The organism is Mycobacteriales bacterium (genome assembly GCA_030697205.1).
Lineage (GTDB): Bacteria > Actinomycetota > Actinomycetes > Mycobacteriales > SCTD01 > JAUYQP01.
The window spans coordinates 12,087-35,301 of record JAUYQP010000047.1 but is presented as its reverse complement, the minus strand read 5'-3'; the positions used below and the strand labels follow the sequence as shown (position 1 = coordinate 35,301).

The window sequence follows — 23,215 nt, the reverse complement described above, 5'->3', positions numbered from 1 at the left end:
GGTCAGCCGGAGAGGAGCTCGACGGTGGCGTCGACCTCGGCGTGCAGCTCGAACGGGTCGCCACCTGAGAGCAGGGACCGCCACACCGTCGGGTCGTGGCGGGCCGGCTCGGTGGTGTCGACGAAGGCCCGGACCGCGCGGACGAAGCGGTCAGGGTCGGACCGGTGCGGCAGGTGGCCGGCGCGCTCGAGGACCTCGAGGTGCGCGCCCGGCAGGGCGTCGGCGGTCTCGCGGGCGTGGCGCACGGGCAGCATCGGGTCGCGCTCGCCCCACACGAGCAGCGTCGGGATCGCCGAGGTGAGGTAGAGCCGGTCGCGGCTGGTGATCGACTGGCCGCGCAGGTCGACGACCGAGCGCAGTGTGCGCAGGAAGGCGCGGCGGGTGTCGCGGTCGCGCAGGGCACCCCACACGGTCGCGACCTCCTCGACGTCGGAGCGCTCGACGACGCCCAGCCGGGCGAGCTGGCGGGACGCCGCCAGCACCGGCAGCCGGACCGGCGGCAGCACCGAGGCGGAGATCGCCAGCGACGCGCCCGGAAGGGCCGCGCAGCGAAGCAGCGGGTTGACCTCCTCGCCGAGGCCACCGCTCGCGACCAGCACCAGCCGCTCGACGAGCTGGGGGTACTGGTAGGCGAACTGCATCGCGATCCCGCCGCCGAGGCTGTGCCCGACGACGGTCACCGACTCCACGCCGAGGATGACGAGCAGGTCGCGCAGGCCGTTGGCGAAGCCGCCGACGCTGTAGTCGGCCCGCGGCTTGTCCGACGCGCCGTGACCGAGCAGGTCGGGCGCGATCACGGTGTGGGTGCGCGCCAGCTCGCCGATCACGTCGGTCCAGGTCTCGCTGGAGTCGCCGATCCCGTGCACGAGCAGCAGCACCGGCCCCCGCCCCGCCCGGAGGAACGCCCGTCGGTGGCCGTGGACCACCCTGACCTCGCGCCGGACCCGCAACCCCTTCGTCACGGCGCGAAGCCTGCCACTCCCGTGTCACAGCCGTGTGTCACGGCCTCGGGGGCGTGTCGCGGCAGGTCGCCGTCGGCCGCCCGGGCTACCCTCGGGACCGGTCGCTCCGAGCACCTCCGGGGCGACCGTGTGCGTGTTCAGCGCCCGTCCGGACCGACCCTGGGGACCCACACCACCCGATGACCGCAGCATCCGAGTCAGCACCCGACACCGTCGCCGCGGCACCGCTGCGCGCATGGCAGCGGGCCGCCCTCGTGAAGTACCTCCGGTCCAGCCCGCGCGACTTCACCGCGGTCGCCACCCCCGGCGCCGGCAAGACGACCTTCGCGCTGCGGGTCGCCGCTGAGCTGCTGTCCACCGGCGCCGTCCAGGCCGTCACGGTCGTCGCGCCGACCGAGCACCTCAAGACGCAGTGGGCCGACGCCGCCGCCCGCGTCGGCATCCAGCTCGACCCGGCCTTCACCAACGCGATGGGCCAGGCCAGTCGCGACTTCGCCGGCGTCTGCGTCACCTACGCCCAGGTCGCCGCGCACCCGGCGCTGCACCGCGCCCGCACCGAGCGCCGGCGCACCCTGGTCATCCTCGACGAGGTCCACCACGGTGGCGACGCGCTGTCGTGGGGTGACGCGGTCCGGGAGGCCTTCGAGCCCGCGACCCGCCGGCTGTGCCTGACCGGTACGCCGTTCCGCTCCGACACCGCCGCGATCCCCTTCGTGCGCTACGAGCGCGGTCCCGACGGCATCACCCGCAGCGCGTCGGACCACAGCTACGGCTACAGCGACGCACTGCGCGACGGCGTAGTACGCCCCGTGCTCTTCCTCGCCTACAGCGGCACCGCGACCTGGCGGACCCGCGCCGGCGAGGAGATCACCGCGACGCTGGGCGAGCCGCTCACCGCGGAGCAGACCGCCGCCGCCTGGCGCACCGCGCTCGACCCGCACGGCGACTGGATGCCCGCGGTCCTGCAGGCCGCCGACCGCCGGCTGTCGCAGTACCGCGCGGGTGGCATGCCCGACGCCGGGGGCATGGTGATCGCCAGCGACCACGCCACCGCCAAGCTCTACGCCGAGCTGCTCACCGGCATCACCGGCCGGCCGCCCGTGGTCGTGCTCTCCGACGACCCCGGCGCGTCGAAGAAGATCGCGGGCTTCGACGTCTCCGACGACCGCTGGCTGGTCGCCGTCCGCATGGTGTCGGAGGGCGTCGACATCCCGCGGCTCGCGGTCGGCGTCTACGCGACGTCGACGCAGACCGCGCTGTTCTTCGCCCAGGCCGTCGGCCGCTTCGTGCGCGCCCGCAAGACCGGTGAGACCGCCAGCGTCTTCCTGCCGTCGGTGCCGAGCCTGATGACCCTCGCAGGCGAGATGGAGAAGGAGCGCGACCACGCGCTCGACGGCCCGGCAAAGGAGGTCTTCCTCGCCGACGAGCTCATCGCCGCGGCCAACCGCGAGGTCGACGAGGCCGGCGAGGAGGAGGCGGCCTTCACCGCGCTGCAGGCCTCCGCGCACCTCGACCGCGTCATCTACGACGGCGGTGAGTACGGCACGGGCGCGGCCGTGGGGTCCGCCGAGGAGGAGGACTTCCTCGGCCTCCCCGGTCTGCTCGAGCCCGACCAGGTCCGCGCGCTGCTGTCAGCGCGGCAGGCCAAGCAGATCGCCGCCGCACCGAGGGTCATCGCCCCGGGGGTGCGCGAGCCCAGCGCCTACGAGCAGCTGCAGCAGCTGCGCAAGGAGCTCAACGGGCTGGTCGGCGCCATGCACCACCGCACCGGCAAGCCGCACGGCGTCATCCACGCCGAGCTGCGCACCGCCTGCGGCGGCCCGCCCACGCCGGTCGCGACCGCGGTGGAGATCACCGAGCGGATCGAGCAGATGCGGACCTGGGCCCGCCAGTCGGTCCGCCGCTGAGGGACGGCCCGCGGACGGCGGTGCGGCGTACCCGCTAGTGGGCGTCGTCCATGAGGCCGTAGACGACGGCCATGACGGCACCGGCGACGCCCACGACGCCGCCGGCCACCGCGAGCGGCACCGACTCCGCGACGAAGGCGATGCCGAGGATCGTGCTCGACACGATGATGAGCAGCACGGAGACCCACGAGGTCATCTTGTGGGTGTGCGTGTCAGCCATGCGGGAGCCTCCGAGGAGTGGTGTCCGGGACTCGTCCATCCTAGGGGGGTGTCTCACCTCCTCTCGCCCCTGACCCTGCGCGGCACCACCCTGCGCAACCGCATCGCCGTCTCGCCGATGTGCCAGTACACAAGCGTCGACGGGCTGCCCGGCGACTGGCACCTCGTGCACCTCGGTGCCCGGGCCGTCGGCGGCGCCGGTCTGGTGCTCACCGAGGCCGCCGCTGTCAGCCCCGAGGGGCGCATCAGCCCCGAGGACGCCGGCCTGTGGAACGACGCGCAGGCAGACGCGTGGGCGCGGGTCGTCGCCTTCGTCCGGGCGCAGGGCGCGGCAGCCGGGGTGCAGCTGGCGCACGCCGGCCGCAAGGCCTCCACCTACCGGCCGTGGCACTCCCGTCGCGGGTCGGTCCCCATCGAGGACGGCGGGTGGGAGAGCGTCGGTCCCAGCCCGGCGGCCTTCGGCAGGTACGCCGCTCCGCGGGAGCTCGACGAGGCCGGCATCGCGAAGGTCGTCGCGGACTTCGTGGCGGCGACCCGCCGTGCCGACGACGCGGGCTTCGACGTGGTGGAGCTCCACGGCGCCCACGGCTACCTGCTGCACAGCTTCTGCTCGCCGCTGTCCAACCTGCGCACCGACTCCTGGGGCGGCTCGTTCAGCGGTCGCATCCGGCTCCCACTCGCGGTCGCCGAGGCTGTCCGTGCTGTCTGGCCCGACCACAAGCCGCTGCTCTACCGGGTGTCCGCGCAGGACTGGGTCGAGGGCGGATGGACGCTCGAGGAGACCGTCGAGCTCGCGCTGCTGCTCGCTGAGCGGGGGGTCGACCTCGTCGACTGCTCCTCCGGTGGGCTCGCGCCGGAGCAGGTCATCGACGTGCACCCCGGCTACCAGGTGCCCTTCGCGCGGGCGGTCCGCGACGCGGGGGTCCTGTCCGGCGCGGTCGGCCTGCTCACCGACGCGCGGCAGTGCGAGCAGGTCCTCGCCGACGGTGACGCCGACCTGGTGCTGCTCGCCCGTGAGCTGCTGCGCGACCCGCACTGGCCGCTGCGCGCGGCCCACGAGCTCGACGCCGAGGGTCCGTGGCCGGCGCAGTACGAGCGAGCCCGCTGGTGACGCTCGTCGAGGTCAGCGACCCGACCGACCCGCGGGTCGCCGACTACGTCGGGCTCACCGACGGGGCGCGGCGGATGAAGCACGACCCGACGGAGGGGTTTTTCATCGCCGAGGGCGAGAAGGTCATCGCGCGGGCCGCCGCCGCCGGCTACCCCGTGCGGTCGCTGCTGCTCTCGCCTCAGCGGCTGGCCGACCTGTCCGCCCCGGTGGCCGCCCTCGAGGCGACCACCTACGTCGCGTCGTACGACGTGCTCGAGGCCGTCACGGGCTTCCACGTCCACCGGGGTGCGCTCGCGTCGTTCGGCCGGCTGCCGCTGCGGTCGGCCGAGGACGTCCTCGCCGGTGCGCGGCGGGTGCTGGTGATGGAGGCGGTCACCAACCACACCAACCTCGGCACCGTCTTTCGCAGCGCGGCCGGTCTCGGCATCGACGCGGTGCTGCTCAACCCGCAGTCGTGCGACCCGCTCTACCGGCGCACCGTGCGGGTCTCGATGGGGCAGGTCTTCGCGGTGCCCTACGCCTACCTGCCGACCTGGCCGGGAGGCGTCGACCTCGTCCGGGAGGCCGGCTTCCGGGTGCTGGCGCTGACGCCCGCGGCGGATGCCGTGCCGCTGCAGGACGTCGTGCTCGGCGCTGACGAGAAGGTCGCGCTGATGTTCGGCGCGGAGGGTCCGGGGCTCACCGAGGAGGCGATGGGGGCAGCCGACCAGCGGGTCCGGATCCCGATGGCCGCCGGGGTCGACTCGCTCAACGTCGCGGCCGCCGCCGCCGTGGCCTGCTGGGTCGTCGGCCTACGCCCCTGACGCGCCCTGGCCTGCCACACTCGTCGTGTGAAGCGCCTGCTGCTCGTGGTCCCGGTCCTGCTCGTGCTGTCCGCCTGTGGCGGCGGTGACGACCCCAAGGCGGCGTTCGTCGCGAAGGCCGAGGCGATCTGCGCGACCGCCAAGAAGGCCGCCGACGAGACGCCGCAGCCGACCTCGGTCGCGTCGCTGGAGGTCTACGTCGACACCGTCGTCGACATCGCCGAGACCGCCCAGCGCGACCTGCTCGCCCTCGACCTGCCCGAGGACGATGCGGCCGACCTCAAGGCCAAGCTGCTCGACCCCCTGGCCGTCGACGTCACGGCAGGGAAGGACTTCCAGGCCAAGGTCCAGGCCGCCGGCGGCGACGGCTCGAAGCTGCTCGGCCTGCTGTCCTCGCGGCCGAAGCCGACCGTGGACGCCGCCTACGCCAAGGCCTACGGCCTCACCACCTGCGCCGAAGCGATCGCATGACGTGGGTCGACACCAGCGACGAGGCGATCCTCACCATCCTGGGTGCCGCCGCGGTGCTCTTCCTGCTGTGGACCGCAGCGGTCGCGCTGTGGCAGTGGCGGCAGTCGAAGGTCGACCTGATCGCACTGGAGGAGAAGATCCAGGCGAAGCGGCGCAAGAAGCCCGGCTACGTCGTCGAGGGCCTCACCGAGGCTGAGCTTGCCGACGTCACGACCGCCCGCATCTACGACCGCCGCTGGCTCCCCCGCCGCCGCTGAGGTCCTAGAGGTCGATGAGGTCGAGGGCCGCGCCGACGACGGAGGCGCTGTCGAGCCCGTGCAGCGCGTGGACGTCGGCCAGCCCACCGCCCTGACCGAACGCCGACACCCCGAGGCAGCTCACCGGCGAGCCGTGGACCGTGCCGAGGAAGGCCAGCGTGTGCGGGTGGCCGTCGAGCAGGGTGACCAGCGGTGAGGGCCGCAGTAGCCGCTCCAGCACGGTCTCGTCGACGCCGTGCGCCGGGCCGACGAGCAGCCCACGACGGGCCTGCACGGCGCGCCACAGCCGGTCGTAGGACGTGACGACCGCGACGTCGACGGCCACCCCGAGGTCGGCCAGCCGGTCCGCGGCCCCGAGCGCCTCCGGGACGAGCGCACCCACGACGGCGATCGTCACGTCGGGGACCGTGTCGGCAGAGCGGAGCCGGTAGCCGCCGGCGAGGACGTCGTGGCGTCGCGCTGCCCGCCCGGCCGGGTCCGTCGGCAGGTCGCACAGGGCCTGGTCGAGCGGTCGGGTGGTGAGCCGGAGGTACGCCGACTCCCCGCCCGGCCGGCCGATCCGGGACAGCGCGTCGAGCAGGCACCACTCGGTCTCGATGGCGAACGCCGGCTCGTAGGCCGTGACGCCCGGGGTCTCGAGGCCGATCGACGGCGTCGTGATGCTCTGGTGGGCGCCGCCCTCCGGGGCGAGCGTCACGCCCGACGGCGTGCCGACGAGGATGGACTGCCCACCGCCGTAGGTGCCGAAGACCCACGGCTCCAGCGCGCGGCCGACGAACGGGTCGTAGACCGTGCCGATCGGCAGCAGCGGCTGGCCGAGCTGCGACCAGGTGGATCCGAGCTCGCCGAGCAGCGACACCAGGTTGACCTCGGCGATGCCAAGCTCGACGTGCTGACCGGTGGAGGTCTCGCGCCAGCGCACCAGCCGATCGCCGTCCTCGGCGAACCAGTCGTGGCGGTCCGACACCGACCAGACGCCGACCTTGTTGATCCAGCCGCCGGTGTTGGTCGACGAGGCGACGTCGGGGCTGACCGTGACGACGCGGGCGGCGACCTCGGGGGCGTCACGGCCCAGGTCGGTGAGGACCCTGCCGAGGGTGGCCTGCGTGGACTGCTCCCCGCGGTGGTCGCGGCCCAGCTCGACGGGGACCTCGGGGACGGCGACGGCCGGCAGCAGGGGGCGGGCGAGCCGCTCGGCCGTGGCGCTGCACAGCGCACCCTCCGGTGACGCGGCGTCGAAGAGCTCCCACGGGTCGTCCGCTGCAGTGCCGAGCTCGGCCGCGAGGGCGGCGTACTGCTCCTCGGTCAGCAGGGCCGAGTGGTTGCCGGGATGACCCTCGACGGGCAGGCCCCGGCCCTTGATCGTGTAGGCGAACACGACGGTCGGGCGGGTGTTGTCGACCGCGCGGAAGGCCCGCGAGAGCTCGCCCAGGTCGTGGCCGCCCAGGTCACGGAGGGCGGCGTGGACCTCGTCGTCGGACAGCTCGTCGAGCAGCTCGGCGAGCTCGAGGCGGTCACCGGCGAGCCGCTCCCGGAGGACGTCGGCGGGGGAGCGCAGCAGCCACTGGTACTCCTCGTTGCCCATCGTGTCGATGCGGGAGCGCAGCGCCTCGCCGCCCGGCTCCGAGAACAGCGACTGCAGCAGCCGGCCGTACTTCACCTCGAGGACCTGCCAGCCGGCCGCGGCGAACATCCCCATCCAGCGGCCGATCGCGATGTCCGGGACGATCCGGTCGAGCGACTGTCGGTTGAGGTCGACCACCCACAGCACCTCGCCCAGCCGCTGCACCTGCGGGTCGGCGACGCACTCCCAGATCGCGCCCTCGTCGAGCTCGGCGTCGCCGAGCAGCGAGATCTGCCGCCCCCCCGGCTCCCCACCGAAGTGCGCTTGCACGTAGCGGCTCGCGATCGCCCCCCACACCGGCGCGGTCGCACCGATGCCGACCGACCCGGTGGAGTAGTCGGGCGTGTCGGGGTCCTTGGTGCGCGAGGGGTAGGGCTGCAGCCCGCCGAGCTCGCGCAGCCGGGGGAGGTACGACGGGTCGAGGCGGCCCAGCAGCGCGTTGATCGCGTGCAGCACCGGTGACGCGTGCGGCTTGACGGACACCCGGTCGGCAGCAGTCAGCGCGTCGAACCACAGCGCGGTCATGATCGTGACCATCGAGGCGCTGGAGCTCTGGTGACCCCCGACCTTCACCCCGGAGTCGTTGGGTCGGCGGGCGTTGGCGGCGTGCACGATCGAGGTCGCGAGCCACAGCACCCGCGCCTCGACCGCGCGCAGGACGGCGTCGTCGTGATCCACGACGCCATCCTTGCGCAGACCTCCTGGCGACCTCACGTACGGTGACCGGCGTGCCGGAGAACGGCGGCGGAGGACCCGTCGCGACCCCCGATCCGCACGCGGCTGCCGTCCTCTCCGACGTCGTCGCGCGCATCGGCGGGTCCCTCGACCTGCAGCGGACGCTGCAGGAGGTCACGGCTGCCGTCGTCGAGCTGCTGGGCTTCGGCGTGGCGGTGCTCAACCTGGTGACGCCGGAGGGCGATCTCGTGGTCTCGGCCATGACCGGGCCCGAGTCCGTCCGCGAGAGCCTCACCGGTCAGCGGCACCGCAAGCAGGACTGGGAGCAGCTGCTCAGCGAGTCCGAGCCGCGCGGTCGGCTGCGCTTCGTCGACGGTCGCAAGGAGGACACCGCACCGGAGGAGATGTTCTTCTGGGTCCCGGACATCGAGGTCGACGACTCGCCCGACAGCTGGCACCCCCTCGACGCGCTGTTCGCGCCGCTGCACGCCGCCGACGGCCGGATGCTCGGCGTGCTGTCGGTCGACCTGCCGGTCGACGGCCTGCGCCCCGACGAGGGCGACTGCCTGCTGCTCGAGGTCTTCGCCGCCCAGGCCGCGCTCGCGATCGACCACGCGCGCATCCACACCGAGCTGCAGGAGAGCATGCGCCAGCAGCGCGAGTCCCAGGCAGAGCTGGTCCACCGCGCGATGCACGACTCCCTGACGGGCCTGCCCAACCGCGAGCTGCTCCTGGACCGCCTGGATCACGCCCTGGCCCGCACGTCGCGCACCGGCTCGGTGCTGGCCGTGGTCTTCCTCGACCTCGACCACTTCAAGCTCGTCAACGACAGCCTGGGCCACCTCGCCGGTGACGAGCTGCTGATGGCCGTGGCCAGGCTGCTGCAGGCCCACCTGCGGGTGGGGGACACCGCCGCACGGCTCGGTGGCGACGAGTTCGTCCTGGTGCTCGAGGACCTCGGCGGTCCCGCCGAGGCGATCGCCGTGGCGGAGCGGCTGCTCGAGACCAGCCGTGAGCCGGTCGTCGTCGCGGGTGAGGTCGTGCGCAGCTCGCTGTCGGTCGGCATCGCCATCGCGACCGCGGGCTCGACGACGGGCTCGCTGCTGGCGGAGGCCGACACTGCCCTCTACCGCGCGAAGGCCGCGGGACGCGGGCGGTGGGAGGTCTTCGACGCGGCGATGCGGGCAGAGGCGCTCGCCCAGCTCGCCCTGCGGGCCGAGCTGGGTCAGGCCCTGCCTCGTGGGCAGTGGCGGCTGCACTACCAGCCGATCGTGGACCTCGTGTCGGGCTCCCCGCTGGGCTTCGAGGCACTGCTGCGTTGGGAGCACCCCACGCGGGGGCTGCTGCTCCCGGGCTCGTTCCTCGACGTCCTGGAGGACAGCGACCTCGACGGGCCCGTGACCGACTGGGTCATCGAGACCGCCTGTGCCGACGCGGCCCGCTGGCCGCGGGTCGGCGGCGTCGCGCCCTTCGTCTCGGTCAACGTCTCACCGCGCCAGCTCGCGCGCGCCGACCTGGCATCTCGGGTGGCTGCCGTCCTGCAACGGACCGGCCTCGAGCCCGGACTGCTATGGGTGGAGATCACCGAGGACCGGCCGATCGACGAGCGGCAGGACGTCGCCGACGTACGCCGCCTACGCGACCTGGGCGTGCGCGTGGCCCTGGACGACTTCGGGACGGGCTACGCCGGGCTGACCTACCTCCAGCGGCTGCCCGTCGACACCGTGAAGATCGACCGGGTCTTCGTCGCAGGGCTCGTCGACGACCCGGTGAGCCGCAGCATCGTGCGTGCGGTCGTCGGGCTCGCCACGGTGCTCGACCTCCAAGTCGTCGCCGAGGGTGTCGAGACCGTCGAGCAGGCGGTCGAGCTGACGACGCTCGGGGTGCAGATCGCGCAGGGCTGGTACTTCGGCCGTCCCGAGCCTCGGCCCGGGCCGTCACCCGTCGCCCCGCCGAGCGGCGCTGCCGCGCAGGGCGTGCGGCCGCTCGCGCACGACTTGCAGGACGACCTGCGCCGCACCACCCGCGCGCTGGAGCTGGCGCAGGACGTGGCGCAGGTCGCCGAGCTCGCTGTGCAGGCCGCCCGCCGGCTCGTCGGTGCGGACGCGGGCGCCTTCAGCCTCGTGGACCGCGCTGCCGCCCCGGCCACGCTGCGCACCGTGCACGCCGCGGGCTACCCGGCCTGGGCCGTGGAGCGGTTCCGGTCGCAACCGCTGGACAGCCCGCTCCCCACCGTCACGGCAGCCCGTGAGGGTGACGCAGTCTGGATCAGCACTGCCGACGTGGGGGAGCACCCGTCATCGGAGGTGCGGCTCGCGCGTGGGCTGACCGGACTCGCTGCGGTGCCGATCTTCCGCGCGGGTGAGGTGGTCGGGGCGCTGAGCGTCACCTGGCGCTCGGAGGTCAGGGTCGACCAGCCCGTACGCGACCACCTCGAGGCGCTGGCCGCGGTGGTGTCCAGCCGGCTCGACGCGCTCCCCTTCCCCGCGGCCTGCGCGCTGCCCCTGTCGGGGGAGTGAGCGGCTACTCCGCAGCCACCCGCTGGGGGCTCACCCCGATCGGGGCGCGCAGCAGCGCGTCGGGGACCCCGAAGCCGTCGACGAGGTCGAGCGCGTGCGGACGCAGCTCGTGGCACAGCGCGTTGACCTCCTTCTGCAGCGCCCGCGAGTCGTCACCGGACAGGAAGCCGTGCTCCAGCCACCACGCGCGGTCGCGCTCGATGACCGACAGCGCCGCGAGCTCGGCGACGTCCTTGCGCAACCCGGTCTGCTCGCCGAGCTGCTCGTGGACGACGCGCTCGACGTGGGCGGTGGCGGCGGTGAGTGCGTGGTCCTGGCACAGCGCGAGCGCCCGCAGCGCGTCGGTGCCCTCGGTGGTCAGCTTGCGCATCCGGCGGGCCAGCGCGTCGACGGTGCGCTCCTCGCGGAACCGCAGCGCCGCGGACTGCCAGTCGAAGGACCGCAGCTCGGCGTCGTCGCGCAGGAAGCGGCCGAGTGGTCCGCTCTCGGAGAAGAAGCGGCCGACCTGCCGGGTGGACAGGTGCCGCACGACGCCGGCCAGGTCGAGGTCCTCGAACTGCGAGGCGTAGTCCGACAGGAGGCCCTTCGCGACCAGCTGCATGAGGACGGTGTTGTCGCCCTCGAAGGTCGTGAAGACGTCGGAGTCGGCGCGCAGTGACGCGAAGCGGTTCTCCGCGAGGTAGCCCTTGCCGCCGCAGCACTCGCGGGCCTGCTGCACCGCGTCGACCATCTCCCAGGTGGCGTAGGCCTTGATCCCTGCCGCGAGCGACTCGACCGCGCGCTGCTCGTCGCTGTCTGCGCCGTCCACCGCCGCGGCGTAGCGCGCGGTGACGTGGTCGTGCGCGGCCTGCAGCGCGTAGCTGCGGGCGATGCGCGGCAGCAGTCGCCGCTGGTGGGTGAGGTAGTCCATCAGCGCGATGTCCTCCTCGAGCCCGGTGCCGAACTGCCGTCGCTCCTCGCCCCAGCGGACCGCGATGGTGAGGGCGTTGCGAGCGACCGACAGGGCGGCGCCCCCGATGCAGATCCGGCCCTCGACGAGGGCGCCGATCATCGTGAAGAAGCGGGCCGCGGGGTTGGTGATCGGCGAGACGTAGTCGCCGTCGGCGGTGATGGTGCCGAACCGATCGAGCAGGTTGTCGCGCGGGACGCGGACGGCGTGGAAGCGGATCCGGCCGTTGTCGACGCCCTGCAGCCCCATCTTGTCGCCGCAGTCCTCGATCTCGATGCCGTCGAGGACCCTGCCCTGGTCGTCACGCAGGGGCACGAGCACCGCGTGCACGCCGCGGTGCTCCCCGCCGACCTCGAGCTGGGCGAAGACCACGGCGAGGCGGGCGTGGCGGGCGGCGCTGCCGATCCAGTCCTTGCGGGCGGTGTCGTCCGGGGTGTGCACGACCAGCTCGTCGGCGTCGGGGTCGTAGCGGGCGATGGTGCGCAGCGAGCGCACGTCGGAGCCGTGACCGGTCTCGCTCATCGCGAAGCAGCCGGGCAGGTCCAGGGTGGCGGTGTCGCGCAGGTAGGCGGCGTGGTGGCGCTCGGTCCCGAGCCGGTGCACGGAGCCGCCGAAGAGCCCGAACTGCACGCCGACCTTGACGAGCAGCGACAGGTCACCGTGCGCGAGCGTCTGGAAGCCCGCGATTCGCCCGCCCGGGTCGTCGGCGCCGCCGTACTCGACGGGGAAGGAGCGGCTGCCGATGCCGACGTCCGCGAGCTCCCGGCACCACTGCAGCACGAGGTCGCGATAGGCGTCGCGCTCAAGGCCGTCGGCCTTGGCGAGGTCGAGCTGGCTCAGCCGGTCGCGGACCTGCTGGCGGACGGCGGCGTGCTCACCGTCCAGGTGAGCCTGCAGGGCTAGGGCGGTGTCGCTGCGCGGTGTCTCGACCATGTCCCTGAAGTAACCGTTGGGAGACCCTTTCACACCTGCGCGGCCAGGACTCCTGCCAGCGGGAGCAGCAGGACGCCCACGGTGGCGGCGTGCACGGCCAGCGCCGCGGCGCGGGTCAGTGGGTCGGGGGCCTGGAGCAGCCGCTCCCGCCTGCGAAGGACAGCCGGCCCTGCCGCGCCGAGGCCGCCCGGCGGCACGGCACCGCCGCCGACCTTCGCGAGGGCTGCGGCGAGCACCGCCCGGTCGTGGCGGCGGACCGCGACGTCGTCGGCGAGCATCTCGACGAGCAGCGCCACCTCGGCCTGCGCGGTGCGCACCGGTGGCAGCCGCGGGAAGGTCGCGCCGAGGGCGACGAAGGGCAGGACGACGAGGTCGTGGCGCTGGGTGAGGTGCGCGCGCTCGTGGGCGAGCACGGCCTCGACCTCGTCGGCCGCGAGCAGCGCGAGCACCCCCTGGCTCAGCACGACGCGCGAGCGCAGGCCCGGGAGGCAGTAGGCGACGGGGACGGCGTGGTCGACGACGCGGGTGCCACGCAGCGTCGGCGCGGGGGTCGTCACGAGGTCGACGAGGCACCGGTGGCGACGGCGGGCGAGCAGTGTGCGGGCGGTCGAGGCCAGCAGCACCGACAGCAGGCGCAGCAGCAGCGCGATGAAGGCCGCGAGCGCCAGCCACGACCACCAGGGCAGGCGGGACGGTGCGTCCCAGGCCCGGCGTACGCCGTCGAGGTGGTCCTCGCCCACGGGCGCCAGGGCGCGGGTGAGCAGCAGTTCCAGTGCCAGCAGGCCGCCGGAGAGGCCCAGTGCCTGCCACAGCTGGAGGGCCCGGCCGGGCGAGCGGGCCGGCCAGCGCGCGGCCGCGAGCAGCCGGGGTACGACGGTGAGGGCGAGCAGGCAGGCCGCCAGCAGGACCGCGGCGGCGAGCACCGGCTAGCGGTCCTCGAGCGCTCGGCGCAGCGCGTCGGCCTCGCCCCGCGTCACCGATCGGGCGAAGTGCTGCAACGCGGCGGTGCGGTCCCCGGCCTGCCCGAGCGCCTGCTGCATGAGCCGGGCGATGTGGTCCTCGCGGGTCGCGACCGCGGTGTAGGTGTGGGCCCGGGCGTCGCGGGCCCGCCGGAGCAGGCCCTTCTTCTCCAGGCGGGACAGCACGGTGAGCCAGGTGGTGTAGGCCAGCTCGCCTCCAGCCCGCTCGGCCACCTCGCGCGCGGTGAGGGCGGTGTCGGCGGCCCACACCGCCTCCATGGCCGCGCGCTCCAGGTCGCCGAGTCGGGTCACGCGGCCAAACTACTACCTGGAGTAGAAGTTCTACCTGTTGTCGTAGATGATGTCCCGCATGCCGGACGTGATCGGGACCGCGACGCCACCCGGCGCGCAGTCGTGGCGCTGGGAGTGGCAGCTGCAGGCCCGCTGTCGCGGGCTCGACGACCTGTTCTTCCACCCGCACGGCGAGCGCGAGCCGACCCGCGGGCAGCGCGAGGCGGCCGCGAAAGAGGTCTGCGGCCACTGCCCGGTGCGCCGAGAGTGCCTGGCGCACGCCGTCGACACCGGCGAGCCCTACGGCGTGTGGGGCGGGCTGTCGGAGGGGGAGCGCCAGGACCTGCTGTGGGGTCCGCGACCGGTGCGGTCCCGTTGACGGACCCGCTTCGACGTACTCCCTGATCTTCTCCCTGGCGCCCCGCTAGGGTCGCCGGATGACGCCCGGCCCTCTGATGATGATCGGCGGTGCCGAGGACAAGGTCGGGGCCCGTGTGGTCCTGCAGCGCTTCGTCCGGCTCGCCGGCGGCCCCGACGCGCGGATCGCCGTCGTGGCGACCGCGTCGTCGCTCGGGCAGGAGGCGGTCGAGCTCTACCGCGAGGCCTTCGGACGGCTCGGCGTGACCGACGTGCGCGGGCCGCTGCCGACGACGCGCACGGAGGCGGCCGACCCGGCGTTGGTCGCGCCGCTCACCGACGCGACCGGGGTCTTCATGACCGGCGGCAACCAGATGACCCTCGCCGGGGCACTCGCCGGGACGCCCTTCGGGACCGCGATCCTCGACGCGCACCGCCGGGGCGCCGTGGTGGGTGGCACCAGCGCGGGTGCGTCCGGGCAGAGCGAGCACATGGTCGCCTTCGGGGCCGAGGGCGCGACGCCGAAGCTGCGGATGGTGCAGATGTCGGCCGGGCTCGGCCTGGTGCAGGGCGTCGTCGTCGACCAGCACTTCGACCAGCGCAACCGCTACGGCCGGCTGCTGACCCTGGTCGCGCACTCACCGCACCTGCTCGGGATCGGCGTCGACGAGGACACCGCCGCGCTCGTCACCGAGCAGCGCTGGCTCGAGGTCGTCGGCCGGGGCGCGGTGACGATCTTCGACGGCTCGGGCATCTCCTCCAACGTCGACACCGCTCGCCGCTCCGACCCGCTGCTCGTCTCCGGCGCGGTGGTGCACTCGCTGCCGGCAGGGGCGCGCTTCGACCTGCGTGACAGGGTGCTGCTGCCGACGGTGAGCGGCCGCGCCGACGACCTGCGCGAGCCTGCGCCGGCGCTGCCCTCTGCCGGCCTGCGCGGCCTGGCGAGGCGTGTCGCGGCCGAGGGTGTCGGGACCGGCCGCACGTCCCGATCCGCCCGCCGTACGAACAACCCGGAGGCCTCGTGACCAGCCCCGCCCCCGACCTGACGATCCGGTCGAGCCGCGTCTACCGGGGGCCGAACTTCTGGTCCTACGACCCCGCCGTGCACCTGGTGGTGGACCTGGGCGTCCTCGAGGCCCACCCGACCAGTGCGCTGCCCGGCTTCGTCGACGAGCTGCTGCGGCTGCTGCCTGAGGTCGGTGACCACTCCTGCTCGCGCAAGAAGAAGGGCGGGTTCGCGGAGCGGCTGCGCGAGGGCACCTGGGTGGGTCATGTCGCGGAGCACGTCGCGATCCAGCTGCAGCGCATGACCGGAGCCGAGGTCGGCCGGGGCAAGACCCGCGGCACCGGCGAGCCTGGCGTTTACAACGTCATCTACGCCTACTCCGACGAGACCGTCGGTGTCGCGGCCGGCAAGCTCGCCGTGCGGCTGGTCAACCACCTGGTGCAGGCCGACCCTGCCTTCGACTTCGACGCCGAGGTCGAGACACTGCTGCTGCTCGCCCAGAAGGCGGCCTACGGCCCGTCGACGCAGGCGCTGGTCGACGAGGCCGTGTCGCGCGACATCCCGACGATGCGCCTCAACAGCGGGTCCCTCGTGCAGCTCGGGCAGGGCGTCCACGCCCGGCGGATCCGGGCCACCATGACCTCGCTGACCTCCAACCTCGCGGTCGACATCGCCTCCGACAAGGAGATGACGATCAAGCTGCTCGGTGCGGCCGGGCTGCCCGTGCCGCGCTCGACCGCGGTCCGCACCGTCGAGGGCGCCCGCGAGGTCGCCGTGTCGCTGGGCTGGCCGGTGGCGGTCAAGCCGCTCGACGGCAACCACGGTCGTGGGGTCGGGCTCGACATCCGCGACGACGCCGCGCTGGCGAAGGCCTACGACGTCGCCAAGGGCCAGTCACGCAACGGCTACGTCCTCGTCGAGACCTTCCTGTCCGGCTCCGACTACCGCTTCCTCGTCGTCGGCGGCCGGATGGTGGCGGTCGCCGAGCGGGTGCCGGCGCACGTCATCGGCGACGGTCGGCAGAGCGTCGAGGACCTCGTCGCCCAGACCAACGCCGACCCGCGACGCGGCGTCGGCCACGAGAAGGTGCTGACCCGCATCACCCTCGACGACGCGGCCCGCGAGCTCATCGAGTCCCAGGGCTTCTCGCTGTCGTCGGTGCCCCCCGCAGGCACGCTCGTCAAGCTCACCCTCACCGCCAACATGTCGACGGGTGGCATCTCCATCGACCGCACGATGGAGGCGCACCCCGACAACGTCGAGATCGCCGAGGAGGCCGCCCGCGTGGTGGGCCTCGACGTCGCGGGCATCGACTTCATCGCGCGCGACATCACCGACCCCGTCCGTGAGGCGGGAGGTGGCATCGTCGAGGTCAACGCGGCGCCGGGCTTCCGCATGCACACCAACCCGACGGTGGGGGAGCCGCAGTACGTCGCGAAGCCGGTCATCGACCTGCTCTTCCCGCCGGGCGCGCCCTCCCGGATCCCGATCGTCGCGGTGACCGGCACCAACGGCAAGACGACGACCTCGCGGATGATCGCCCACATCTTCAAGGGCATCGGGCGCAAGGTCGGCATGACCTCGACCGACGGCATCGTCATCGACGAGCGGCTCGTCATCCGCTCGGACGCCTCCGGACCGCGCTCGGCCAGGATGGTCCTGCAGAACCCCCGCGTGGACTTCGCGGTCTTCGAGGTCGCCCGTGGTGGGCTGTTGCGCGAGGGCCTCGGCTACGAGCGCAACGACGTCGGCGTCGTGCTCAACATCGCGGCTGACCACCTGGGGATGCAGGGCATCGACACCGTCGAGCAGCTCGCGCAGGTCAAGCAGGTCGTCGTGGAGGCCGTGCCGCGCAACGGCTTCGCGGTCCTCAACGCTGACGACCCGCTGGTCGCCGCGATGTCGAGGGCCTGCAGCGGTGACGTCATCTGGTTCTCGATGTCGGAGCCGGGCTCTCCGGAGTGGCAGCGCGTCGACGGCCACTGCCGCAGGGGCGGCCGGGCCGTCGTCCTGGAGCGCAGCGAGCTCGGCGACATGATCGTGATCCGCCACGGCCGGCGGGCCATGCAGCTGGCCTGGACCCACCTGCTGCCCGCGACCTTCGGCGGCAAGGCCGTCATGAACGTCCAAAACGCACTGGCCGCGGCGGCCGCCGCCTTCGCCGCGGGCGCTCCGCTGCACGACATCCGGCAGGGCCTGCGCACCTTCACGACGTCCTACTACCTCGCGCCCGGTCGCCTCAACATCACCGAGGTCGACGGCGTGACCGTGCTCATCGACTACTGCCACAACGCCGCTGGCATGCGGATGCTCACCGACTTCGTCGAGAAGCTCACCGCGCCGGCGCCCGGCTCCATCGAGCGGTCTCGCCGGATCGCCGTCGTGGCCACAGCGGGCGACCGGCGCGACGAGGACCTGCGCGAGCTCGGCACGGTCGCGGCCGGCTGCTTCGACACGATCGTGCTGCGCGAGGACGCGCGGCTGCGCGGTCGGCCCGCGGGTGAGCTGGCGGCCCTGGTCGCCGAGGGCGTGCGCGGGGCGCAGGGCTCACGCACCACGACGGTCGAGATCGTCCTGGCGGAGATCGCCGCCGTGAAGCGGGCGATGGACCTGGCGAACCCGGGCGATCTGGTGGTGCTCTGCGTCGACGACGCGAGTGCCGTCTGGGCCGAGGTCGAGGCCCGGTCCCACGTGGCCCAGGCCGGCGCCCGCCAGCACGCGGTGGGCGACCCCGACCTGTAGCGAGATGATCACCGTCGCGCCGCTGCCTTGGTGATCATCTCGCGGACGGCCGCAGGGGTCAGCGCCACCGCGCCGGCGGAGCGGAGCCAGTCCTCGCACGGCGCCCGGTCGGCGTGGCACATGAAGGCGACCACGTCACCCGGGTGGACCCGGGACACGGCCGCCTGCAGGGCCGACAGCTCGTCCGGGAAGGCGTCGACCTCGGGCATCCCGCCCTCGGCGAGCCCCTCGCGGAACAGCGCCGTCATGGCCTCGCGAGGCCGACCACGCAGGTAGCGCTCCTTCTCACCGATCACCACGAGGTCCGACCCGTGCGCGGCCTGGTGCCCCAGGGCCCGCAAGGCGTCGTCGTCGCGGTCGCCCGCCGCGCCGAGCACCGTGATGACCCGCGCGCCAGGGACCCGCAGACCGTGGACGACGCGCAGCAGCGCGGCCAGCGAGTCCTCGTTGTGGGCGAGGTCGAGGCACACCACCGCACCGGACACGTCGTAGAGGTTGAGGCGCCCCGGGTTGAGCGCCGCGTCGGGCTGGAAGGTCCGCAGCCCCTCGACGACCGCCTCGCGCGGCAGCCCGATCGCGAGCCCGGCCGCGGCACCGGCGAGGGCGTTGGCGAGGTTGTGGGTCGACAGGCCGGACAACGTCATCGGGACGTCGACGACCGGGACCAGCTCGTCGACCTCCCAGTCGCCGGAGACGACGGCGAGCTGGCCGTCGGCCAGGGTGCAGCCGCGGCCGCCGGCGTCGAGCGCCGCCCGGAGCCCGGGTGAGTCGGGGTCGAGGGAGAAGGCCCACGGGCGCCCCTTCGACGAGGAGCGCATCGCGAGGACCCGCGGGTCGTCGGCGTTGAGGACGCACCACCCGCCGGCCCGGGTCGAGCGCGGCACGATCGCCTTCACCTCGGCGAGCTGGTCGAGGGTCGTGATGCCCTGCAGCCCCAGGTGGTCGGCACTGACGTTGGTGACGACCGAGACGTCGTTCCAGGCCGCACCGAAGCCGCGCAGCAGCAGGCCTCCGCGCGCGGTCTCGAGGACGGCGAGGGTGACGGCCGGGTCCTCGAGCACCCGACCCGCCCCGCCGTAGCCGGACCAGTCGCCCTCTTCGACGACCTCGCCGTCGACCCACACGCCGTCGGTGTTGCTCCACCCCACGACCCGCCCGGCGCAGCGCCCCATGTGCGCGACCAGCCGCGTCGTCGTCGTCTTGCCGTTGGTGCCGGTGACCGCCACGACCGGGATGCGCGGCCGAGGGGTCGACGAGGCCTCGCCGCGGGCCGACCGGACGGGCGCGACCGCGACGTCGAGGGGCACCCCGGCGAAGGCTGCCGCCAGGGCGACGCCGAGCGCCCGGCCGCGCTCGCGGCGCCGCCAGGGGAAGGCCACGGTGACCTCGGCCGGCCCCGGTCCGCTGCGGGCGCGGACGGCGAGCCGTCCGGTCCCGGCCGCGGCCGCGAGGGCCCGGGTGGTCGTGGCGGCCACCCTCAGCAGGGCCTTGCGGCGCAGGTCGCTGTCCGGCGTACCCGGTCGCTCGTCGGCGCGACCGAGCCCGGCCGCCCAGGACGCGAGGTCGGGTGCGTGCAGCGGCCCGGTGACGTCGAGGACGACCTTCACGGTCGCTGTCGGGAAGTAGAGGTTGGGCCCGTCGAGCAAGCGGAGCTCGACCAGCCCGGGGGGTGCCTCGTCGGGCCGGTGCGGCATGCGCGAGACGCTACCGGGGGCGGATACTGGGCGGCATGGCCTCCATCCTGCTGTCCCGGCGTGACCTCGACTTCCTGCTCTTCGAGTGGCTGCGCGTCCAGGACCTCACGAGCAGGGAGCGCTTCGCCGAGCACAGCCGCGAGACCTTCGACGCGGTCCTGGCGCTGTCCGAGCAGATCGCGACCGAGCGCTTCCGCCCGCACAACAAGCGCAACGACAGCGAGGAGCCGCGCTTCGACGGCACCCGCGTGCACGTCCACGACGAGGTCAAGCCGGCCCTCGAGGCCTTCGCCGCGTCGGGGCTGATCGGCAGCTCGATGGACGCAGCCGTCGGCGGGATGCAGCTGCCGGCGAGCGTCACGGGGGCCTGCTTCGCGTGGTTCCAGGCCGCCAACACGGGCACGAGCGCCTACTACTTCCTCACCATGGCGGCCGCCAACCTGCTCCTCGAGCACGGCAGTCCGGAGCAGGTCGAGCAGTGGGTGCTGCCGATGGTCGAGGGCCGCTTCACGGGGACCATGTGCCTGTCGGAGCCGCAGGCCGGCAGCAGCCTTGCCGACGTGGCGACGCGCGCGGAGCCGCAGCCCGACGGCAGCTTCCGACTCTTCGGCAACAAGATGTGGATCTCGGCGGGCGACCACGACCTGTCCGACAACATCGTCCACCTCGTCCTCGCGAAGGTCCCCGGCGACGCCCCGGGGGTCAAGGGGATCAGCCTCTTCCTGGTGCCGAAGGTGCTTCCCGACGGCCAGCGCAACGACGTCGTGCTCGCCGGGCTCAACCACAAGATGGGCTTTCGCGGCACCGTCAACACGATGCTCAACTTCGGCGAGGGCACCCACCGGCCCGACGGCGAGCCCGGTGCTGTCGGCCACCTGGTCGGCGCTCAGGGCCGAGGACTGGCCGCGATGTTCACGATGATGAACGAGGCCCGGGTGGGTGTCGGGCTCGGGGCCACCGCGCTCGGCTACACCGGCTACCTCGCCTCGCTCGACTACGCGCGCAACCGCCCGCAGGGCCGGCCGGTGGCCGCGAAGGACCCGTCGACCAAGCAGGTCCCGCTCATCGCCCACGCCGACGTGCGCCGCATGCTGCTCGCCCAGAAGTCCTACGTCGAGGGTGCCCTGGCCCTCAACCTCTACTGCGGCCGGTTGCTCGACGAGCAGCGCACCGGCGAGACCGAGGCCGACCGAGACCGCGCGGGCCTGCTGCTCGACGTCCTCACCCCGATCGCGAAGAGCTGGCCGTCGCAGTGGTGCCTCGAGGCCAACAGCCTCGCGATCCAGGTCCACGGCGGCTACGGCTACACCCGCGAGTACGACGTCGAGCAGCACTATCGCGACAACCGCCTCAACCCCATCCACGAGGGCACCCACGGCATCCAGGCGCTCGACCTGCTCGGCCGCAAGGTCGTCATGGGCGGTGGCGCCGGGCTCGCCCTGCTGGTCGAGACCATCGGGCGTACGACGGACGCCGCGCTGGCGCTCGGTGACGAGCCGGCGCGGCTGGCCGGTGAGCTCTCGAGCGCGGTGCAGCGCGTCGTCGCGACCACCACCAAGCTGTGGGGGACCGGCGACCCGGAGCTCGCGCTGGCGAACGCGACGGCCTACCTCGAGGCGGTGGGGCACGTCGTCGTCGCCTGGGTGTGGCTCGAGCAGGTGCTCGCTGCGCACGGCCGGTCGGGCGACTTCTACGACGGTAAGCGCCAGGCGGCGCGCTTCTTCTTCGCGCACGAGCTGCCCCGCACCGGGCCGCAGCTCGACCTGCTCGACAGCCTCGACCGCACGGCGCTGGACATGCACGACGCGTGGTTCTGATCAGCCCTCGGACCGGTCCCGTCCCAGCGCCTTGGCGCGGTAGAGCGCCTCGTCGGCCTCACGGAGCAGGGTCTCGGGGGCAAGCACGGCAGACCGCGCGATCCCGATCGAGCAGCTGACGCCGATCGTCCCGCCGCCCGGCAGGGACACGGGTCGGGCGATGCCCGCGCGGATGCGCTCGGCAAGGGCCAACGCGACGACAGGGTCGTCGACGTCCTCGGCCACGACGACGAACTCGTCTCCACCCAGCCGTGCCGCGCTGTCGCCCGGGCGGACGAGCGCGCGGAGTCGCTCGGCCGTCGCCGTCAGCACGGTATCGCCCACGTCGTGGCCAAATGTGTCGTTGACGTCCTTGAAGTGGTCCAGGTCGAGGAAGAGCGCAGCGCACGGCTTCCCGAAGCGGGCCGCCCGCGCCAGGGCCTGCTCGAGGAGCTTGAGCAGCAGCGACCGGTTAGGGAGACCGGTGAGGTCGTCGTGCGTGGCCTGGTGGGCAAGGCGGTTCACCACGTCGAGCCGGTCGGTCACGTCACGCATGTTGACGACGGTCCCGCCGATGGCGGGGTCACCGGCCTGGTCGGACGCGGTGGCCTCCACGTGCCGCCATCGCCCGTCGACGTGGGCGACACGAGCCGTGAAGCCGATGACCGCGACGGCTCCGTTGGTGATCTCGACCAGCATGGCCTCGATGGCGGGGACGTCGTCGGGGTGGAAGAGGGTGCGGACGCTCGCGCCGACGGCAGACGCCGAGGTGCTGCCGGTCACGGCGGCCAGACCGGGGCTGGCGTAGAGCGCGACGCCGGCGTTGAGGACGAGGATGGCGTCGGTGCTGAACTGCAGAAGCTTCTCGAACCGCGCGTTGGCCTCCGCGAGGCGCTGGCGGTCGAGCCGGGCCGCGGTGGCATCGAGCAGGAAGCCGATCATGCGATCGGGCGCGCCATCCGCACTGCTGATCCGCACCTCGGTTCCCAGGACCCACCTGTGCGCGCCGGTCGCCGTCACGAGGTGGCGCTGGACCTCGCTGTGGGTCCCAGCTCCCCGGGCGACGTGGTGGGCGAGGACCTGCGCGGACTGATCCCGCTGGTCGGGGTGCACCACCTCGCTCACGTAGTTCCTGCCCTCCAGCTGTCCGTCCGGGTAGTCGAGCAGGCGGTGCAGCGCCGGGTTGGCGCTGACGATCGTGCCGTCGTCGTCGAACTCCATGACGCCGAGCGGGGCCTGAGCGATCGCGGCCCGCCACAGCTCGGCCGTCACCGTGTCGAAGGAGGCCGTCGTGCGCTCCGTGGCGGACGCCGTACGGTCGGCGTGCGCGTAGCTGCGGTCGCTGGCAGCCTCGACCCGCTCCTTCGCGGAGGCGCTGCGGTCGTCGGCCGACCTGGACCGCTCCACTCGCGAGTGGCTCCTCTCCAGGGCAGCTGCGGTGCGGTCCTCGGCGGCACGCAGTCGGTCGAGTGCGGCTGCCTGACGGGAGGCACCGGCCCGTGTCGTGACCTCCGTCCCGTCGAGCGCCCCCGCGGACGGAGCAGTCTCGGACACGTCATCCACGCGGTCGCGGTCGGCGGCGACCCGGTCGCGCCGGTCCGCCGCGCGGTCCCGTCGGGCTCCTTGCTCGTCCACTCCTGCGGTCAGGTCGATCAGGTCGACCGCGTCGTCGCCCTCTGCCTGCTCGGCCTGCCGGGCGCGCTCGAGCGCGGCTCGGTCGCGATCACGCGCCACGTCGTCGCGCAGCCGGGCGATCTCGTCGCGCTGCCGAGCGAGCTCGTCGCGAAGCTTGGCGTACTCGTCGCGGAACTCGGCCGACAGGGCGACGACGTCGTCCACGCTCCAGGAACGGGACCCAGGAGAGTCGCCGCGGCCGCTCAACGGACCTCCTCGGCCCGTGCTCCCACGGGATTGCAGGCGCGTCCAGCCCGCTGGCTCTG

At 73.5% G+C, this 23,215-nt stretch carries 18 protein-coding genes; 10 read left to right on the top strand and 8 right to left on the bottom strand.

The genetic code is table 11. The annotated features are described in order from the left end of the window. Positions 1-2: 2 nt before the first annotated feature. A complete protein-coding gene (locus Q8R60_15345; protein MDP3713850.1) occupies positions 3-962 on the bottom strand; it encodes an alpha/beta fold hydrolase in 960 nt (319 codons plus the stop codon). A 179-nt stretch (positions 963-1,141) separates the two neighbouring features. On the opposite strand from Q8R60_15345, the gene Q8R60_15340 reads away from it, so the two are divergent. Beyond that, positions 1,142-2,869, top strand: coding sequence for a DEAD/DEAH box helicase (locus tag Q8R60_15340; protein ID MDP3713849.1), 1,728 nt, complete (start codon positions 1,142-1,144; stop codon positions 2,867-2,869). Positions 2,870-2,903: 34 nt separating this feature from the next. On the opposite strand, the gene Q8R60_15335 is transcribed toward Q8R60_15340, so the two are convergent. Continuing rightward, positions 2,904-3,089 (bottom strand): hypothetical protein, encoded by a 186-nt coding sequence (locus Q8R60_15335; GenBank protein ID MDP3713848.1) that lies wholly within the window; start codon positions 3,087-3,089, stop codon positions 2,904-2,906. Positions 3,090-3,137: 48 nt separating this feature from the next. Between Q8R60_15335 and Q8R60_15330 the strand changes: the two genes are divergently transcribed. Genes Q8R60_15330 through Q8R60_15315 form a run of 4 tightly spaced genes read left to right on the top strand, consistent with a single transcriptional unit; the run spans position 3,138 to position 5,730 of the window. After that, a complete protein-coding gene (locus Q8R60_15330) occupies positions 3,138-4,199 on the top strand; it encodes an NADH:flavin oxidoreductase/NADH oxidase (protein MDP3713847.1) in 1,062 nt (353 codons plus the stop codon). After that, entirely contained in the window at positions 4,196-5,002 is an 807-nt protein-coding gene (locus Q8R60_15325; protein ID MDP3713846.1) for an RNA methyltransferase, read from the top strand. Before Q8R60_15330 ends, Q8R60_15325 begins: the two co-directional genes overlap by 4 nt. A 27-nt stretch (positions 5,003-5,029) precedes the next feature. Next, positions 5,030-5,473 (top strand): hypothetical protein, encoded by a 444-nt coding sequence (locus tag Q8R60_15320; protein MDP3713845.1) that lies wholly within the window; start codon positions 5,030-5,032, stop codon positions 5,471-5,473. Continuing rightward, a complete protein-coding gene (locus tag Q8R60_15315) occupies positions 5,470-5,730 on the top strand; it encodes a hypothetical protein (GenBank protein MDP3713844.1) in 261 nt (86 codons plus the stop codon). The genes Q8R60_15320 and Q8R60_15315 overlap by 4 nt, the downstream gene beginning before the upstream one ends. Positions 5,731-5,734: 4 nt before the next feature. On the opposite strand, the gene Q8R60_15310 is transcribed toward Q8R60_15315, so the two are convergent. Further along, positions 5,735-8,032: a pyruvate dehydrogenase gene (locus Q8R60_15310; protein MDP3713843.1), complete on the bottom strand. Its 2,298-nt coding sequence runs from the start codon at positions 8,030-8,032 to the stop codon at positions 5,735-5,737. 50 nt (positions 8,033-8,082) lie between these two features. On the opposite strand from Q8R60_15310, the gene Q8R60_15305 reads away from it, so the two are divergent. Beyond that, positions 8,083-10,548 (top strand): EAL domain-containing protein, encoded by a 2,466-nt coding sequence (locus tag Q8R60_15305; protein MDP3713842.1) that lies wholly within the window; start codon positions 8,083-8,085, stop codon positions 10,546-10,548. A gap of 4 nt (positions 10,549-10,552) precedes the next feature. On the opposite strand, the gene Q8R60_15300 is transcribed toward Q8R60_15305, so the two are convergent. From Q8R60_15300 to Q8R60_15290, 3 genes are read right to left on the bottom strand one after another with little or no spacing between them, the layout of a single operon-like run. After that, positions 10,553-12,430 (bottom strand): acyl-CoA dehydrogenase, encoded by a 1,878-nt coding sequence (locus Q8R60_15300; GenBank protein ID MDP3713841.1) that lies wholly within the window; start codon positions 12,428-12,430, stop codon positions 10,553-10,555. 29 nt (positions 12,431-12,459) lie between these two features. Further along, positions 12,460-13,353, bottom strand: coding sequence for a M56 family metallopeptidase (locus tag Q8R60_15295; GenBank protein MDP3713840.1), 894 nt, complete (start codon positions 13,351-13,353; stop codon positions 12,460-12,462). Between the two features lie 3 nt (positions 13,354-13,356). Then, the gene (locus Q8R60_15290) at positions 13,357-13,668 is read right to left on the bottom strand and encodes a BlaI/MecI/CopY family transcriptional regulator (protein ID MDP3713839.1); all 312 of its coding nucleotides are present in this window, start codon (positions 13,666-13,668) and stop codon (positions 13,357-13,359) included. 91 nt (positions 13,669-13,759) lie between these two features. Between Q8R60_15290 and Q8R60_15285 the strand changes: the two genes are divergently transcribed. From Q8R60_15285 to cphA, 3 genes are read left to right on the top strand one after another with little or no spacing between them, the layout of a single operon-like run. Next, the gene (locus Q8R60_15285) at positions 13,760-14,059 is read left to right on the top strand and encodes a WhiB family transcriptional regulator (protein MDP3713838.1); all 300 of its coding nucleotides are present in this window, start codon (positions 13,760-13,762) and stop codon (positions 14,057-14,059) included. 58 nt (positions 14,060-14,117) lie between these two features. Beyond that, positions 14,118-15,062, top strand: a complete 945-nt coding sequence (locus Q8R60_15280; protein MDP3713837.1) for a cyanophycinase — start codon at positions 14,118-14,120, stop codon at positions 15,060-15,062. Beyond that, entirely contained in the window at positions 15,059-17,785 is a 2,727-nt protein-coding gene (gene cphA / locus Q8R60_15275; GenBank protein ID MDP3713836.1) for a cyanophycin synthetase, read from the top strand. The genes Q8R60_15280 and cphA overlap by 4 nt, the downstream gene beginning before the upstream one ends. Positions 17,786-17,793: 8 nt before the next feature. Here cphA and Q8R60_15270 read toward each other — a convergent pair whose 3' ends face one another. Further along, positions 17,794-19,479 carry a Mur ligase family protein gene (locus tag Q8R60_15270; protein ID MDP3713835.1) on the bottom strand — a complete coding sequence of 562 codons (1,686 nt, stop codon included), beginning with the start codon at positions 19,477-19,479 and terminating at the stop codon, positions 17,794-17,796. A gap of 35 nt (positions 19,480-19,514) precedes the next feature. Between Q8R60_15270 and Q8R60_15265 the strand changes: the two genes are divergently transcribed. Then, positions 19,515-21,296, top strand: a complete 1,782-nt coding sequence (locus Q8R60_15265; protein MDP3713834.1) for an acyl-CoA dehydrogenase — start codon at positions 19,515-19,517, stop codon at positions 21,294-21,296. Here Q8R60_15265 and Q8R60_15260 read toward each other — a convergent pair whose 3' ends face one another. Then, positions 21,297-23,114: a diguanylate cyclase gene (locus tag Q8R60_15260; protein ID MDP3713833.1), complete on the bottom strand. Its 1,818-nt coding sequence runs from the start codon at positions 23,112-23,114 to the stop codon at positions 21,297-21,299. Positions 23,115-23,215: the final 101 nt, after the last annotated feature.

Bases quoted from the DNA above. Each gene is read 5' to 3' on its own strand.
- Q8R60_15300 (MDP3713841.1), bottom strand. From the start codon at position 12,430: ATGGTCGAGACACCGCGCAGCGACACCGCCCTAGCCCTGCAGGCTCAC.
- Q8R60_15335 (MDP3713848.1), bottom strand. From the start codon at position 3,089: ATGGCTGACACGCACACCCACAAGATGACCTCGTGGGTCTCCGTGCTG.
- Q8R60_15340 (MDP3713849.1), top strand. From the start codon at position 1,142: ATGACCGCAGCATCCGAGTCAGCACCCGACACCGTCGCCGCGGCACCG.
- Q8R60_15290 (MDP3713839.1), bottom strand. From the start codon at position 13,668: ATGGAGGCGGTGTGGGCCGCCGACACCGCCCTCACCGCGCGCGAGGTG.
- Q8R60_15265 (MDP3713834.1), top strand. From the start codon at position 19,515: ATGGCCTCCATCCTGCTGTCCCGGCGTGACCTCGACTTCCTGCTCTTC.
- Q8R60_15285 (MDP3713838.1), top strand. From the start codon at position 13,760: ATGCCGGACGTGATCGGGACCGCGACGCCACCCGGCGCGCAGTCGTGG.
- Q8R60_15280 (MDP3713837.1), top strand. From the start codon at position 14,118: ATGACGCCCGGCCCTCTGATGATGATCGGCGGTGCCGAGGACAAGGTC.
- Q8R60_15315 (MDP3713844.1), top strand. From the start codon at position 5,470: ATGACGTGGGTCGACACCAGCGACGAGGCGATCCTCACCATCCTGGGT.
- Q8R60_15270 (MDP3713835.1), bottom strand. From the start codon at position 19,479: ATGCCGCACCGGCCCGACGAGGCACCCCCCGGGCTGGTCGAGCTCCGC.